Source organism: Halotalea alkalilenta (genome assembly GCF_001648175.1).
GTDB classification, from domain to species: Bacteria; Pseudomonadota; Gammaproteobacteria; order Pseudomonadales; family Halomonadaceae; genus Halotalea; species Halotalea alkalilenta_A.
Window position 1 is genome coordinate 1,988,804 of sequence record NZ_CP015243.1, and the last position, 16,344, is coordinate 2,005,147.

Consider the following 16,344-nt stretch of genomic DNA (forward strand, 5'->3'; position numbering starts at 1 on the left):
ACAGAGCGTGAAGAGATAGATGCTTCTTTTTCTGACCAACTGGCTGGCGCAGTATTCGAGCGCCTTCAACGTCTTCGGCTACACCACCCTGCGGATGATCCTCGGCGCGCTCACCGCCCTTGGGCTCTCGATGCTGATCGGGCCGCACTTCATCCGCCGCCTGATCGAAGGGCAGATCGGCCAGGCGGTCCGCAGCGACGGGCCTCAGTCACACCTCTCCAAGGCCGGCACGCCGACCATGGGCGGGGCGCTGATCCTGGTCTCGATCTCGATCTCGACGCTTTTGTGGGGCAATCTCGGCAACCACTACATCTGGCTGGTGCTGGTGGTCACCCTCGGCTTCGGTGCGATCGGCTGGGTCGACGACTACCGCAAGGTGGTGGAGAAGAACCCGCGCGGGCTGCCGGCGCGCTGGAAGTACTTCTGGCAATCGGTGCTCGGCCTGGGTGCAGCGTTCGCGCTCTATTTCACCGCCCGCACCCCGGTCGAAACCAGTCTGATCGTGCCGCTGTTCAAGGACATCGTGATCCCGATGGGGATCTTCTACGTGGTGCTGACCTACTTCGTCATCGTCGGCAGCTCCAATGCGGTCAATCTCACCGACGGTCTGGACGGCCTGGCGATCATGCCCACCGTACTGGTGGCGATGGGGCTTGCGATCTTCGCCTACGCCAGCGGCAACGCGGTGTTCGCCGAATACCTGCACATCCCATTCGTCAGCGGTGCCAACGAGATGGGCGTGTTCTGCGCGGCGATCGTCGGCGCGGGGCTGGGCTTTCTCTGGTTCAACACTTATCCGGCGCAGGTGTTCATGGGCGACGTGGGTGCCTTGGCACTGGGTGCGGCGCTCGGCACCATCGCGGTGATCGTGCGCCAGGAGATCGTGCTGTTCATCATGGGGGGAATCTTCGTCGTCGAGACCCTGTCAGTGATTCTCCAGGTGGGCTCCTACAAGCTCACCGGCCGCAGGGTCTTTCGCATGGCGCCGCTGCATCACCACTTCGAGCTCAAGGGCTGGCCTGAGCCGCGGGTGATCGTGCGCTTCTGGATCATCACCGTGGTGCTGGTGCTGCTCGGCCTTGCCACTTTGAAAATTCGCTGAGGCGACGACGACGATGATGAGCACTGTCGGCCCCCGTCACCGTGTGCCTTCCGGTCACCGATTGGTGGTCGGCCTGGGTATTTCGGGACGTGCGATCGTGCGTCATCTGACTCGACTGGGGCTGCCCTTCGTGGTCGCCGACAGTCGCGAAACGCCGCCCGGGGTGGATGATTTCCGTCGTGCCCATCCGGACGTCGAGCTGTTGCTCGGCCCGCTCGAGTCGCTTTCGATGGACCAGGCGCTGGAAGTGGTGGTGAGCCCAGGGGTCGATCCGCGCCAGCCGGCCTTCGATGCGGTGCGCGACCGGCTGGTCGGCGAGATCGAACTGTTCGTGCGCGCGCGCCCCGAGTCGGCCGCGCTGGTGGCGATCACCGGCTCCAACGCCAAGTCCACGGTCACCACGCTGGTCGGCGAGATGGCGCGCGCGGCCGGGCTCGACGCCGGTGTCGGCGGCAATCTCGGCACCCCCGCGCTGGATCTGCTCGATGGCGCGCACGAGCTTTACATCCTCGAACTCTCCTCGTTCCAGCTCGAGACCACTCGGCGGTTGGCGGCGACGGTGGCCTGCTTCCTCAATCTCAGTGAGGACCATCTCGACCGCCATGATGGTATGAAGGGCTATGCCGCGGCCAAGCAGCGGATCTTCGCCGGCGCGAGCCATGGGGTGGTCAATGATGAAGTTGCCGCGACCTGGCCCAGCGGCGACGTGGCGGTCTCGCGCTTCACTACCCAGGCCCCTAGGCCAGGGCAGTGGGGACTGATCCGCGACGGCGCGGGCGTCTGGCTCGCCGAGGGAGACGAACGCTGGATCGAGGCCAGCGAGCTGCGCGTCGAAGGGCTGCACAATTACGCCAATGCGCTCGCGGCACTGGCGATCGGCCAGCGGATGGGCTGGCCACGCGAGGCGATGCTGGCGGCGCTGCGGGCCTTCCCCGGCCTTGCGCATCGGGTGGAGCGCGTCGGCGAACGTGCCGGAGTGCGCTTCATCAACGATTCCAAGGGCACCAACGTCGGCGCTAGCCTGGCGGCGATCGAAGGGATCGGCCCGACCCTCGATGGTAAGTTGATCTGGCTGGGCGGCGGAGTGGGCAAGGGGGCCGATTTCTCCGCGCTGGCGCCGCCGCTGGCCGCGCACGCGCGCTGCGCGCTGCTGTTCGGTCGTGACGCCGCGCTGCTCGAGGCCGCGCTCCAGGCGAGCCTGCCCTGTGAGCGGCTCGATACCCTCGAGCAGGCCTTGGATCGCGCGGTGGCGCTGGCTCAGCCGGGCGATGCAGTGCTGCTTTCGCCCGCCTGCGCCAGTCTCGACCAGTTCGCCAATTACCAGGTGCGCGGCGACGCCTTCCGCGCCTGGCTCATGCGTCGTCTCGACGCCGACCGGGAGGAGAAGTGATGAGCTTCTACGCGCGTTGGGAAAAGCGTCTTTCGACCCGTGAGCATGCACTCGACGGCTGGCTGATCCTGGCCGCCGCAGTGCTGGTCTCGCTCGGTTGGATCATGGTCACCTCGGCCTCCAGTGAGATCGCCTCGAGCCTCACCGGCAACCCCTACTACTACAGCATCCGCCACGGTATCTATGTGCTGCTGGGACTGCTTTGCGCGCTGGTCACCATGCGCGTGCCGATGTCCTGGTGGCGCGGCAACGGCCCGACGCTGTTCCTCGGTGCGCTGATCCTGCTCGCGGCGGTGCTGATCGTCGGGCGCGAGGTCAACGGCGCCCGGCGCTGGATTCCGCTTGGGGTGATCAACCTGCAGGCCTCCGAGGTCGCCAAGATCTGCATGGTGGTCTATCTCGCCGGCTACTTGGTCCGCCATCTCGAGCGCGTACGCTTCACCTGGTGGGGATTCATCGCGCCGCTTGGACTGGTCGCTGGCATGGGGGCGCTTTTGATCCTCGAGCCGGACTATGGCGCCACCGTGGTGATCCTCGCCACCTGCATGGGTATGCTGCTGCTCGCCGGAGTGGCGCTCTGGCGCTTCCTGCTGCTCTCCTGCGGCGTGGTGGCGCTCGGGGTGTTCGGCGCGCTCGCCGAGCCCTACCGCATTCAGCGTATCACCAGCTACCTCGACCCTTGGGCCAACCAGTTCGATAGCGGCTACCAGCTGACCCAGGCGCTGATCGCCTTCGGGCGCGGCGGTTGGAGCGGCATGGGGCTCGGCAACAGCGTACAGAAACTCTTCTATCTGCCCGAGGCCCACACTGACTTCGTCTATTCGGTACTCGCCGAGGAGCTGGGTCTGATCGGCGCGGTGGGGGTCGTGCTGTTGTTCGCGCTGCTGGTCTTCCGCGCGTTCAAGATCGGGCGCACCGCGGAACTCACCGGGCGGCTGTTCTCGGCCTACGTTTGCTATGGCATGGCGCTGATCTTCGGTGCCCAGGCGTTCATCAACCTGGCGGTCAATACGGGCCTGCTGCCGACCAAAGGGCTGACCCTGCCGCTGCTCAGCTACGGTGGTTCGAGCATGTTGATCTCGGGCGTAATGGTCGGCCTGCTGCTGCGCGTCGACGGTGAGACCCGTGCCTATCGCCAGTCTGCTCAGCGGGCGCGGCGCCAGGGTTACAGCGAAGCGCAGAGCGAGGAGATCGGTTTGCAGGGACGCGAGGCATGAGTCGAACGACGGTTGAGCGCGCCCCCAGGCGCGCGCTGATCATGGCCGGTGGAACGGGCGGTCATGTGATTCCGGCGCTGACGCTTGCGCGCGCGCTTGCCGCCCGTGGCGTCGAGGTCCATTGGCTGGGCTCTCCTCGCGGTATCGAGAACGTGCTGGTGCCGCAGGCGGGCATCCCGCTGCACCATATCCAGATCGCCGGGCTTCGCGGCAACGGTGCCGCCGGCTGGCTGATGGCGCCGCTGCGCCTCTCGCGCGCGGTGCGCCAGGCCAAGCGAGTGATCGATGAGCTCGCCCCGGGGCTGGTGGTCGGGCTCGGCGGCTTCGCCAGCGGACCGGGTGGCCTCGCCGCCTGGCTCGAGCGCCGGCCGCTGGTGATCCACGAGCAGAACGCCGTCGCCGGGATGACCAACAAGGCGCTCTCGCGCCTTGCCAAGCGCGTCTATGCGGCCTTTCCCGGTGCGTTTCCCGCGGCGCGAGGGGCTCAGGTGATCGGTAACCCGGTGCGCGCCGAGATCGCGGCACTCGGGGAGCGGCCGCGCCAGGCCAGCGAGATGAACACTCGGCGCCTGCGGCTGCTGGTGATGGGTGGGTCGCTCGGCGCGGTGGCGCTCAATCAACAGGTACCGGTGGCGCTTGCCGAGCTCGCCCCCGAGCGGCGTCCGCTGGTGCGTCACCAGGCCGGTCGCGGCAAGCTGGAAGCGACCGAGGAAGCCTATGCCCAGGCTGGGGTGGAGGCTGAGTGCAGCGAATTCATCGATGACATGGCCGGCGCCTATGATTGGGCGGACCTGATCGTCTGCCGCTCGGGAGCGCTCACCGTCGCTGAGCTCGCCGCCAGCGCCAAGCCTTCGATCCTGGTGCCGTTCCCCCATGCGGTGGATGACCACCAGAGCGTCAACGCGCGGGTGCTCAGTGATTTTGGCGCCGCCGAGCTGATTCCCCAGCGCCAGCTCGATGCCCAACGGCTGAGCGAGGCGATCGCGCGCTTGCTCGAGCCCGAAACACTCGCCACCATGGCCCAGGCTGCGCGCTCCCGCGCTCAGCTCGAGGCGATGGAGATCATGGCCAATGGTTGCATGGAGATAGGTTTTGAACAGCGCCGATGATTTTGAAGCGATGACTCGCCAGCCCGGCGTCCGGCCGCAGCTCGGTTCGCGCAGCAGCATGGGACGCATCCGCCGGATCCATTTCGTCGGTATCGGTGGCTCTGGGATGTGCGGCATCGCCGAAGTGCTGCATAACCAGCGCTTCGAGGTCAGCGGCAGCGACCTGCGCGCTTCCAGCGTCACTGCCCACCTGGCGTCGATCGGTGTGCGGGTGATGATCGGCCATCGCGAGGAGAACGCGGTGGATGCCGACGTGGTGGTGGTCTCGACCGCGATCGATGTCAGCAATCCCGAGATTCGCTATGCGCGTGAGCACCGGGTACCTGTGGTGCGGCGCGCCGAGATGCTCGCCGAACTGATGCGCTTTCGCAACGGCATCGCGGTGGCCGGGACCCACGGCAAGACCACGACCACCAGCCTTACCGCGACCCTGCTCGCCGAGGGCGGGCTCGATCCGACCTTCGTGATCGGCGGGCTGCTCAACAGTGCGGGCACCAACGCCAGGCTGGGGGAGGGTGAGTATCTGGTCGCCGAGGCCGACGAATCGGACGCCTCCTTCCTGCACCTGCAGCCGATGACTGCGATCGTCACCAATATCGACGCCGACCACATGAGCACCTATGACGGCGACTTCGGACGGCTGCAGGAGACCTTCATCGAGTTTCTCCACAACCTGCCGTTCTACGGTCAGGCGGTGCTGTGCATCGACGATCCGGTGGTGCGCGCGCTGCTGCCGAGGATCCAGCGCCAGTTCGTCACCTACGGTTTCGACGCCGACGCCGACTATCGGATCGAGGGCTTCCGGCAGTCCGAGCGGCGGATCAGCTTCACCGCTCTGCGCCCTGGCGGGCTCGCGCCGCTCGAGGTCAGTTTGTCGATGCCGGGGCAGCACAACGCGCTCAACGCGCTGGCGGCGATCGCGGTGGCCAGCGACGCAGGCGTCGACGACGCAGCGATCATCCGTGCCCTCGCCGGCTTCGCTGGGGTCGGGCGGCGCTTCCAGGTGCATGGTGATTTCCCGGTGCCGGGACGGCGCGACGGAGAAGTGATGCTGGTCGACGACTACGGCCATCATCCGCGCGAGGTCGAGGCGGTGATCCGGGGTATACGCCAGGGCTGGCCGCAGCGGCGTCTGGTGATGGTCTACCAGCCGCACCGCTATACTCGCACCTTCGAACTCTACGAGGAGTTCGTGCGGGTGCTTTCGGATGTCGACATGCTGCTGCTGCTCGATGTCTACTCCGCCGGCGAGGCGGTGATCAGCGGTGCTGACGGGCGCTCGCTGGCCGGCTCGATCCGCCAGCGCGGCCAGGTCGACCCGCTGTTCGTCGAGAGCAAGCAGGCGCTGCCCAAGCTGCTCGGCAATGTGCTGCGCGACGGCGACATCCTGATCACCCAGGGCGCGGGCGACATCGGGGCCATCAGTGTGGCGTTGGCCCGTTGCGGGCTCGAACTCGACGGATTGGAGCTCTGAAGCACGTGAGTCGTCTTTCATCCGCTTGCGAGTGCGCTGATGTCCAGTAGCTTCTTCAACCGCTTGCTAGGCCTGGTATTGATCGCGGTACTGCTAGGTGCCGGTGGGCGTTCGCTATGGGTATGGCTCGACCAGCCGATCGAGTCGGTCGCGGTCGAGGGCGACTTCCGCTATATCGATGCCAGCTTCCTCAGCGGCCAGCTCAGTCCCTTGGTCAGCGGCCAGCACTGGCTGTCGGTGGACCTGGATCAGCTGCGCGAGCGGGCCAAGCTGATCCCTTGGATCCACGAAGCGAGGGTTTCCCGGCACTGGCCCAATGCGCTGACCTTCGAACTGGAGGAGCAGCGTCCGGTTGCGTGGTGGAACGATGCCTTCCTGATCAACGCTGAAGGTCATCCCTTCTCTCCCGGGCCGAGTGATACCCTCGAGCGGATGCCCAATCTGGCGGGTCCCGGAGATCGATCCGCCGATGTATTGGCTTATTATCATGTGTTGGAGGCGCGTCTTGCGCCGCTCGGTCTCGAGCTCACTCAAGTGCGCCTTGAGGCGCGCGGGGCATGGCGCTTCCAAGTCAACGATACGTTCTGGGTGATTTTGGGACGCACCGGGCTGGATATCAGGCTGGAGCGTTTTCTCGCCGCCTGGCATCGTTCCTTGTCTGAACGAGCCGATCGGATCCGCTATATCGACCTGCGTTATCCGAATGGCCTCGCGGTTGGCTGGCACGGCGAGAGCGCGGCGGCCGAAGTCTCTCGGCAGTGAATTCGGTGCAATATGTCCGGAGTTCAGTTCCAGCGGCTTTTTTTAGACTGTGGACCTTTGGGTAAACGAGCTGTTTTTATACGTTACGAGTTTCCGTTAAACCTTGGCCGGGTATTTCTTTCGGCTGCGAATAACCGTATTCTCGAAGTACTTTCACAGTCGATAGAATTGCTGTGGGCTGGTATTCGTGGAATGTGGCAGTTGTTGCCGGCGTTGCTTTTCGCCATCGTTCCTTCGAATGTCAGAAATGGCAAAGTGGCTTACACTTCGTGATGTGGCCAGGAAGGAACAGCGGAGAGTTTGGATTCATCGTGATGATTATCAGGGAGTAGGCCCGACCTATGGCTGGACAATCCAACGCTTCCAATATGGTGGTCGGGCTGGATATCGGAACATCCAAAGTCGTGGCCATCGTTGGTCAACCGACCGACGATGGTGGCATCGAAATCGCAGGTATTGGCTCGCACCCTTCACGCGGAATGAAGAAGGGCGTGGTGATCAACATCGAGTCGACGGTGCAATCGATTCAGCGCGCGATCGAAGAAGCGGAATTGATGGCGGGTTGCGATATCCACTCGGTGTTCGTGGGTATCGCTGGGAGCCATATCAGTTCGATGAACTCCGATGGCGTAGTGGCGATCAAGGAGCGCGAGGTGACGCCCTACGACATCGATCGGGTGATCGACTCGGCCCGCGCCAGGGCGGTGTCGGAGGGGCAGCGCATCCTCCACGTCCTGCCGCAGGAGTACGCTATCGATGCCCAGGAGGGCATTCGCGAGCCGCTGGGGATGTCCGGCGTGCGGTTGGAGGCGAGGGTCCACCTGGTCACCGCCGCGCTCAACGCGGTGCAGAACATCGAGAAGTGCGTGCGCCGCTGCGGGCTCGAGGTCGATGACATCATCCTCGAGCAGCTGGCTTCCAGCCACGCCGTGCTCACCGAGGACGAGCGGGAGCTCGGGGTCTGCATGGTCGATATCGGCGGCGGGACCACCGACATCGCGGTATTCACCGAAGGCGCCATCCGGCATACCGCGGTGATTCCGATCGCGGGCGACCAGGTGACCAACGATATCGCCATGGCGCTGCGCACGCCGACGCAGTACGCCGAGGACATCAAGGTCAAATACGCTTGCGCGCTCACTCAGCTGGCGTCGAGCGACGACATCATCCGGGTACCAGGGGTCGGCGACCGGCCGTCTCGTGAACTTTCCCGGCAAGAACTCGCCCAAGTGGTGGAGCCTCGCTACGAGGAGCTCTTCACCCTGGTGCGCGAGGAACTCAGACGTAGTGGTTTCGAGGATCTGATCGCCGCCGGCGTCGTGCTCACCGGCGGTACATCGCGGATGGAAGGGGTGACGGAGCTGGCCGAGGAGATTTTCCACATGCCAGTCAGGATCGCATCACCTCAGAACGTCCGCGGCCTTGCTGACGTGGTGCGCAACCCGATTTATTCGACAGGGGTTGGTTTGCTACTCTACGGCATGCGCCACTCGCACCAGGCCTATGGCACCGAATCGTTCGATAAGGTCCAGCCCCGGCGTGAGGAGCATGCTCGCCGAGGTCTCTCGGAGCGTAGCTCTTCGCGATCCTTGGGCGATTCACTGCCATCCGCCATCGAGCGCATCCGAGGCTGGTTCAAAGGTAATTTCTGACAAGACCGCAGAGCGGTTACGGGAGACGGGGCTTATGTTCGAGCTAGTAGACAACGCGCCATCCAACAATGCGGTCATCAAGGTGATCGGTGTTGGCGGTGGTGGCGGCAACGCCGTCAACCATATGGTCGAGAACAGTATCGAGGGGGTCGAGTTCATCTGCGCGAATACCGATGCGCAGGCCCTCAAGCGAGTTGCAGCCAAGACCGTGCTGCAGCTTGGTACCGAAATCACCAAGGGGCTCGGCGCCGGGGCCAATCCGGAGGTCGGGCGTCAGGCGGCGATGGAGGACCGTGAGCGCATCGCCGAGCTGCTCCAAGGTGCGGACATGGTGTTCATCACCGCCGGTATGGGCGGTGGCACCGGTACGGGCGGTGCACCGGTGGTGGCGCAGGTGGCCAAGGAGCTCGGTATCCTCACCGTCGCGGTGGTGACTCGTCCCTTCCCGTTCGAAGGGCCGAAGCGTCAGCGTGCGGCGGAAGAGGGGATGAAGGAGCTCTCCGAGCACGTCGACTCGTTGATCACCATCCCCAACGAGAAGCTTCTGACCGTGCTGGGCAAGAACGCGAGCCTGCTGACCGCATTCAGCGCCGCCAACGACGTGCTGCTCGGTGCGGTGCAGGGGATCGCCGAACTGATCACCAGCCCTGGGATCATCAACGTCGACTTCGCCGACGTGCGCACCGTGATGTCCGAGATGGGCATGGCGATGATGGGAACCGGTGCGGCGACGGGCGAGAACCGCGCCCGCGAGGCGGCGGAGAAAGCGATTCGCTCGCCGCTGCTCGAGGACGTCAACCTGAACGGTGCCCGCGGCATCCTGGTCAACATCACCGCTGGCCCCGATCTCTCGATCGGTGAGTTCAACGACGTGGGGGCCACGGTGCAGGAGTTCGCCTCGCAGGATGCGACCATCGTCGTCGGCACCGCGATCGACATGAACATGTCCGACGAGCTGCGGGTCACCGTGGTCGCCGCCGGCCTCGACGGGCTGCGCAAGGAGAAGGCGGTCGCCGCCGAGACTCGCCACGCGCGTCCGGAGTCGAGCGATTACCGCAAGCTCCAGCAGCCGACGGTGATGCGCCAGCAGGCCGCCAAGGAGCGCGAGCGCGAGGAGAGCGCGCGTGAACGCCGCGGTAGTGCGAGCGGCAAGTCCCGCGAGCTCGACGATTACCTCGACATTCCCGCCTTCCTTCGCCGTCAGGCCGATTGAGAGGGGTGGTCGCAGAGGGCCTGAGCTGTTTGCGCCGATGGATGCTCTGGCATTCATCGGCGTTTTGACGATTGAATTCGAATAGTTCTGGCGGAGTGGAAAGCGCAAATAGCGTGCAAGTTTTCTTTTGCGAACAGCGTTCGTTGTCGCGCTTAGTCCTAACTGTTATCATTTTCACAATTCGCTCTTGCGTCCCGTGTGTGGCAGCCTCCTATGATTCGACAAAGAACGTTACAAAACACCATTCGTGCGACCGGAGTGGGTCTGCACTCGGGTAAGAAAGTTTACCTGACCCTTCGACCGGCGCCGGTCGACAAAGGCATCGTATTCGTCCGTACGGATTTGTCTCCGGCGGTCGAGATACCCGCGCATCCCGAAAATGTCTCTGACACCATGATGTGCACCGTCGTGGCCGTCGGTTCCGCCCGTGTCGCCACGGTGGAACATTTGATGTCCGCCTTCGCGGGGCTCGGCATCGACAACGCCTATGTCGAGGTCAGCGCTCCCGAGGTGCCGATCATGGACGGCAGCGCCGGGCCTTTCGTCTTCCTGATCCAGTCGGCGGGCATCGTCGAGCAGGATGCGGCGAAGAAATTCATCCGCGTGATCAAGCCGATCACCGTGGAAGACGGCGACAAGCGCGCTGCCTTCGCCCCCTACGACGGCTTCAAGGTCAGCTTCGGGATCGACTTCGACCATCCGGTGTTCGCCAACCAGCGCCAGGAAGTCACCGTCGACTTCTCCACCACCTCCTTCGTCAAGGAAGTGAGCCGGGCGCGTACGTTCGGCTTCATGCGCGACCTGGAGCGGCTTCGCTCCAGCAACCTGGCGCTCGGTGGCAGTCTCGACAATGCCATCGTGGTCGACGATTACCGCATCCTCAACGAGGATGGCCTGCGCTACGAAGACGAGTTCGTTCGCCACAAGGTGCTCGACGCGATCGGCGATCTCTACCAGCTCGGCCACAGCCTGATCGGTGAGTTCCACGGCTACAAGTCCGGGCACGGGCTCAACAACCAGCTGGTGCGTGAACTGCTCAAGCACCCCGAGTGCTGGGAAATCGTCACTTTCGCCGATGGCGAGGTCGCACCGATCTCCTACGCGGCCCCGGCGATGGCCTAGGGCCTGGCTTGAATTGGGTCGTTGAAGACTGCGACGCCGCCCTTCGGGGCGGCGTCGCTGCATTTTGGGGTTCGGATTTATGCTCAGCCCGGCTGCTCGGGCTCGCTCGAGGCGTGGGAGGCGAGTCGCGCCAGCGCCGCCTTGAGGCGAGGGTCATCGACCTCATTCGCGCATTCGTTGAGCCGTTCGGCGGCATCGGCCGAGAGTTTGCGCAGCTGGCGTGGGGCGGTCTTGATCGGGCGCAGCGGGCGGACTTTGAAGGTCAGTCCCTCGATCTGGGCGAACTCCGGCAGGTAGCGCAGCAGCGCGAGCAGGCGCGCGCGCTCGAAGCGCAGCCAGGTCAACCATACCGCGCGGTCGGTGAGCAGGGTGAGCTGACCGTCGGTATAGCCCCCGACCAGCACGTGGCCGAGCAGTTCCGACGGCAGGTGGCCATCGAGCTGGCGCTGGGCCCGCTCTATCGCCTGTGCCTTGCCCAGCAGCGGCGCCAGCGTGCTATCTCGCCGCACTCCGTGGGAGGAGGTGGAGAGTAGCCCGGCAATGGGCTGTGCGTACCCTTTCTTAGCCTTTATACTCATCGCCTTGCGACCGTAACCGAAGATTACGAAGGATCTCGCTCGCCGTACCGACGACGAGGGGAAAGCAGCAATCTAACATGACCGAGTCAGCCACACACAGTTCGCAGCACGATCATCGTGTCGCCCGCCGTCGCCACCCTTGGTGGCTGACGGGGCTCCTCGTCGGCTGTCTGCTGCCGATGGCGATCTCCTCGGCGATGCTCCAGTACCGGCTCGACCTGATGACCGAGCGGCTGGTGCGGATTGCCTTTCAGGTGCCCGAGACGATTCGTGCCGTTTCCCGCCGTCGCAGCGTCAGGCCACGGCGCTGTCCGCGGCCGCCGAGGCGACGTGTGCGTGTGCGCGCAACCGCGCTACCTCGTGTCCCGTTCATCCCCATGACCAGCGGCTGCGACGTTCTGTCGCGGCGCGGCCCGCCTGCCTGTGCGATTGATGTTCCGGCGGCGCGCGAGCTCTGATCATCTCGCCGTGCCCCACATCGCCAGCGAACAGGGCGCCCGCGTTTTCTCGATGAAGCCGCCGCCGATATCCAGCAGGTCACAAGTCAAGCAAGCCCCATCGCCCGTGGCCATATGCCATGGCGATGGGGATCAATAGGACGGTTCGATGTTCAATACCTTGGTACGCAAAGTGCTCGGCAGCAAGAACGAGCGTGATCTCAAGCGCATGCGCAAAGCGGTAACGAAGATCAACGCGCTCGAGGAGGGGCTTGCGGCGCTCGATGACGAGGCGTTGAAGGCCAAGACCGCGGAGTTCCGCAAGCGTCTGGAGAATGGCGAAAAGCTCGATGAGCTGCTGCCCGAGGCGTTCGCCACCGTGCGCGAGGCGAGTAAGCGAGTGCTGGGCATGCGCCACTTCGATGTCCAGCTGGTGGGGGGGATGGCGCTGCACGAGGGGCGCATCGGGGAGATGAAGACCGGGGAGGGCAAGACCCTGGTCGGTACCCTGCCAACCTATCTCAACGCCTTGACCGGCAAAGGCGTCCACGTGGTCACGGTCAACGACTACCTGGCCAGCCGGGATGCCGCGACGATGCGCCCGCTCTACGAGTTCCTCGGCATGAGCGTCGGCATCATCTTCGCCGGCCAGCTGCCGCACGAGAAGCGCGAGGCCTACCGGGCCGACATCACCTACGGCACCAACAACGAGTATGGCTTCGACTACCTGCGCGACAACATGGCGTTCTCGCTCGAGGACAAGGTGCAGCGGGGGCTGCATTTCGCGCTGATCGACGAAGTCGACTCGATCCTCATCGACGAGGCGCGTACGCCGCTGATCATTTCGGGACCGGTCGAGGAAAACACCGATCTTTACAAGGTGATCAACCGGATGGCGAGCGGCCTGGTGCCTTGTTCCGATCCCGAAGACCACGAAAGCGGCGACTTCGTCATCGACGAGAAGCAAAAGCAGGTCGAGGTGACCGAGCAGGGCCACCAGAAAGTCGAGCAGTTGATGCGCGAGGCCAAGCTGCTGGACGAGGATGACTCCCTCTATGCGGCTCAGAACCTGGGCCTGCTGCATCACATCAATGCGGCGCTGCGAGCCCGCCACCTCTACCAGCGCGACGTCGACTACATCGTCGCCAACAATGAAGTGGTGATCGTCGACGAACATACTGGCCGTACGATGCCGGGGCGGCGCTGGTCGGAAGGGTTGCACCAGGCGATCGAGGCCAAGGAGGGCGTGGATATCCAGAAGGAGAGCCAGACGCTCGCTTCGACCACCTTCCAGAACTACTTCCGCCTCTACGACAAGCTAGGTGGGATGACCGGTACCGCTGACACCGAGGCCTACGAGTTCCGCCAGATATACGAGCTCGACGTGCTGGTGATCCCGACCAACCGCCCGCTCGCGCGCAAGGACCTCAACGACCTGGTCTACATGACCACGCTCGAGAAGTACGAAGCGATCATCGAGGACATCAAGGACAAGGTCGCGGCCAAGCGCCCGGTGCTGGTCGGTACCGCCTCGATCGAGAGCTCCGAACAGCTGTCGATGATGCTGCGCGAGCAGAAGATTCCCCACAACGTGCTCAACGCCAAGCAGCACGCCAGCGAAGCGCATATCATCGCCCAGGCCGGACAGCCCGGCGCGATCACCATCGCGACCAACATGGCCGGTCGCGGCACCGACATCCTGCTCGGCGGCAACTGGGAGGCGGAGATCGCAGCGCTCGAATCGCCCTCGCAGGAGCAGATCGACGAGATCAAGGCGAACTGGAAACTGCGTCACGAGGCGGTGATCGAGGCCGGTGGCCTGCATGTGATCGGTTCTGAACGCCACGAGTCGCGGCGTATCGACAACCAGCTGCGCGGCCGTGCCGGGCGCCAGGGCGACCCGGGCTCGACGCGCTTCTTCCTCTCGTTGGAGGACAGCCTGATGCGGCTGTTCGGGTCGGAGCGAGTGCAGCGGCTGATGTCCGCGCTCGGCCTCGAACGCGGCGAGGCGATCGAGCACAAGATGGTCACCAATGCGGTCGAGCGGGCGCAGAAGAAGGTCGAGGGGCGCAACTTCGACATCCGCAAGCAGCTGCTCGAGTACGACGACGTCGCCAACGACCAGCGCCGTGTGGTCTACGAGCAGCGCGATGAGATTCTCGGCAGCCCCGACGTCTCCGATAACATTCGCGGTATCCGCGAAGAGGTGCTGGACACCACCTTCGCCGAGCACGTACCGCCGCAGAGCCTGCCCGAGCAGTGGGATGTCGAGGGTCTCGAGGTCGAGCTCAAGGAGAACTTCAATCTCGAGGTGCCGATCACCGAGTGGTTCGAACAGGAGCCGAATCTCGACGCCGAGGGCCTGCGCCAGCGCCTGCAGGAGCAGCATGCCGCGCTCTATGCCGCCAAGCGCGAGGCTATCGGCGACGAAATGATGAAGCGTTTCGAGAAGCAGGTGATGCTGCAGATTCTCGACACCCGCTGGAAGGAACACCTGCAATCGATGGATCACCTGCGTCGCGGCATTCACCTGCGCGGCTATGCGCAGAAGAACCCGAAGCAGGAGTACAAGCGTGAAGCGTTCGGTCTGTTCCAGAGCCTGCTCGCCAACATCAAGTCCGACGTAGTGCGCGTGCTCAGCCATGTGCAGGTACGCCGCCAGGAAGAGGTCGACCAGTTCGAACGCGAGCGCCGCGCGGCGATCGAGCGCGAGCAGGCCGCGAGCGAGCCTACCCGCGAGGATGAAGCACTCGAGGCCGCTACGCTCAGCGACGAGGCGGTGGCCAGCGCCGCTGCCGTCGCCGGAGCCGTGACCAGCAGCGATGCCTCCACCACGGTCAAGCGCGAGCAGCCCAAGGTCGGCCGCAATGACCCCTGCCCCTGCGGTTCGGGCAAGAAGTACAAGCAGTGCCACGGCCGGCTCAGTTGAGCCGTCGGGGACCCAAAAGTCGGGCCGCCAGGCCCGTGTGACGATCGAAGCGGCGCCGCAGGGCGCCGCTAGGCTTAGGAGCGTGACGATGGCCGTAGGTGAGTCGGTGTTTCCCCGGATGCCGGTGATCGCGGGAGTTCGCATCGGTGTCGCGAGCGCAGGGATCAAGAAGCCGGGTCGCCGTGACCTGGTGGTCTTCGAGCTTGCCGAGGGCGCGAGCGTTGCCGCTACCTTCACCAAGAACGCTTTCTGCGCGGCACCGGTCACGGTGGCAAAGCGCCATCTCGGCGCTGGCGACGTTCGTTACTGGCTGGTCAATACCGGCAATGCCAACGCGGGCACCGGTGACGCGGGCCTGGAAGCGGCCGAGGCCTGCTGCCGAGGGCTCGCCTCGCGAGTCGGTGGGAGCGCCGAGAGCGTGCTGCCGTTTTCCACCGGCGTGATCGGCGAGCCGCTGCCCGTGGAGCGGATCGAGGCGGCGTTGGGTGCCGCGGTGGAGAACCTCGATGAGGACAATTGGGAGGCCGCCGGTCACGGTATCCTGACCACCGATACCCGGCCGAAAGGGGTGACTCGCAGCATCGAGATCGACGGGCGGCGCGTGGTGCTCAACGGCATCAGCAAGGGGTCGGGGATGATCTGCCCGAACATGGCGACCATGCTGGCCTTCGTCGCCACCGATGCGAAGATCGAGCCCGCTCTGCTGCAGCGGCTGTTGGCTGACGCCACCGAGCGCTCCTTCAACCGGATCACCGTCGACTCGGATACCTCGACCAACGACGCCTGTGCGCTGGTCGCCACCGGCGCTGGCGTGGCGATCGAGGGCGAGGCCGCGGTCGCCGCTTTTTCCAGCGCCCTGTTCTCGCTGATGCTCGAGCTGGCCCAGCTGATCGTGCGTGACGGCGAGGGTGCGACCAAGTTCATCACCGTCGATGTGCGCGAGGCGAGCAGCCAGGCTGAAGCGCTCGAGATCGCCTATAGCGTCGCGCATTCACCGCTGGTCAAGACCGCGCTCTATGCCAGTGACGCCAACTGGGGGCGCCTGCTGATGGCCGTCGGCAAGACCCCTATCGAGCAATTCGACGTCGCCCGGGTGGCGATCGAACTCAACGGCGTGTCGATCGTCGAGGCGGGCGCGCGTGCGCCGGCGTACAGCGAAGAGGCCGGCAGCGCCGCGCTGGCGCGTGAGGAGATCGAGATCGTCATTCGGCTTGGCCGGGGTGAGTGGCGGGAGCGGGTCTGGACGTCGGATCTGTCCCACGAGTACGTGAGTATCAACGCTGACTATCGCAGCTGACAGAGCGACCCGGCTGGGTGTTGGAGGAGAGCAGTTTGAGGCTATCAGAAGGCAAGGGGAGC

13 protein-coding genes are annotated in these 16,344 nt (G+C 64.7%); 12 read left to right on the top strand and 1 reads right to left on the bottom strand.

All coding sequences use genetic code 11. The features are described from left to right. Window positions 1–19: 19 nt before the first annotated feature. From mraY to lpxC, 9 genes are all read left to right on the top strand, one after another. Window positions 20–1,102: a phospho-N-acetylmuramoyl-pentapeptide-transferase gene (mraY, locus tag A5892_RS08750; protein ID WP_064122481.1), complete on the top strand. Its 1,083-nt coding sequence runs from the start codon at window positions 20–22 to the stop codon at window positions 1,100–1,102. A 13-nt stretch (window positions 1,103–1,115) separates the two neighbouring features. After that, window positions 1,116–2,492: a UDP-N-acetylmuramoyl-L-alanine--D-glutamate ligase gene (gene murD, locus A5892_RS08755; protein WP_223302835.1), complete on the top strand. Its 1,377-nt coding sequence runs from the start codon at window positions 1,116–1,118 to the stop codon at window positions 2,490–2,492. Then, window positions 2,492–3,709: a putative lipid II flippase FtsW gene (gene ftsW / locus A5892_RS08760; RefSeq protein WP_064122483.1), complete on the top strand. Its 1,218-nt coding sequence runs from the start codon at window positions 2,492–2,494 to the stop codon at window positions 3,707–3,709. The genes murD and ftsW overlap by 1 nt, the downstream gene beginning before the upstream one ends. Next, window positions 3,706–4,818: an undecaprenyldiphospho-muramoylpentapeptide beta-N-acetylglucosaminyltransferase gene (murG, locus tag A5892_RS08765; RefSeq protein WP_064122484.1), complete on the top strand. Its 1,113-nt coding sequence runs from the start codon at window positions 3,706–3,708 to the stop codon at window positions 4,816–4,818. The genes ftsW and murG overlap by 4 nt, the downstream gene beginning before the upstream one ends. Before the next feature lie 10 nt (window positions 4,819–4,828). Further along, entirely contained in the window at window positions 4,829–6,292 is a 1,464-nt protein-coding gene (gene murC / locus A5892_RS08770; RefSeq protein WP_064124396.1) for a UDP-N-acetylmuramate--L-alanine ligase, read from the top strand. Between the two features lie 39 nt (window positions 6,293–6,331). After that, a complete protein-coding gene (locus A5892_RS08775; RefSeq protein WP_064122485.1) occupies window positions 6,332–7,054 on the top strand; it encodes a cell division protein FtsQ/DivIB in 723 nt (240 codons plus the stop codon). A 341-nt stretch (window positions 7,055–7,395) separates the two neighbouring features. Further along, a complete protein-coding gene (gene ftsA, locus A5892_RS08780; protein WP_027350872.1) occupies window positions 7,396–8,706 on the top strand; it encodes a cell division protein FtsA in 1,311 nt (436 codons plus the stop codon). Between the two features lie 34 nt (window positions 8,707–8,740). Next, window positions 8,741–9,919: a cell division protein FtsZ gene (gene ftsZ, locus A5892_RS08785; protein ID WP_064122486.1), complete on the top strand. Its 1,179-nt coding sequence runs from the start codon at window positions 8,741–8,743 to the stop codon at window positions 9,917–9,919. Between the two features lie 213 nt (window positions 9,920–10,132). Next, on the top strand, window positions 10,133–11,041 hold the full coding sequence (lpxC, locus tag A5892_RS08790; protein WP_064122487.1) for a UDP-3-O-acyl-N-acetylglucosamine deacetylase: 909 nt from the start codon (window positions 10,133–10,135) through the stop codon (window positions 11,039–11,041). Between the two features lie 83 nt (window positions 11,042–11,124). Here the strand turns inward: lpxC and A5892_RS08795 are convergent, their stop codons facing one another. Next, window positions 11,125–11,619, bottom strand: a complete 495-nt coding sequence (locus tag A5892_RS08795) for a DUF721 domain-containing protein (RefSeq protein WP_064122488.1) — start codon at window positions 11,617–11,619, stop codon at window positions 11,125–11,127. A 77-nt stretch (window positions 11,620–11,696) separates the two neighbouring features. Between A5892_RS08795 and A5892_RS08800 the strand changes: the two genes are divergently transcribed. The 3 genes from A5892_RS08800 to argJ all read left to right on the top strand — a co-directional run bounded on the left by A5892_RS08800 (window position 11,697) and on the right by argJ (window position 16,282). Beyond that, entirely contained in the window at window positions 11,697–12,077 is a 381-nt protein-coding gene (locus tag A5892_RS08800; protein ID WP_064122489.1) for a hypothetical protein, read from the top strand. Between the two features lie 148 nt (window positions 12,078–12,225). Continuing rightward, window positions 12,226–14,985: a preprotein translocase subunit SecA gene (gene secA, locus A5892_RS08805; RefSeq protein ID WP_064122490.1), complete on the top strand. Its 2,760-nt coding sequence runs from the start codon at window positions 12,226–12,228 to the stop codon at window positions 14,983–14,985. An 88-nt stretch (window positions 14,986–15,073) separates the two neighbouring features. After that, a complete protein-coding gene (gene argJ, locus A5892_RS08810; RefSeq protein ID WP_064122491.1) occupies window positions 15,074–16,282 on the top strand; it encodes a bifunctional glutamate N-acetyltransferase/amino-acid acetyltransferase ArgJ in 1,209 nt (402 codons plus the stop codon). Window positions 16,283–16,344 lie beyond the last annotated feature (62 nt).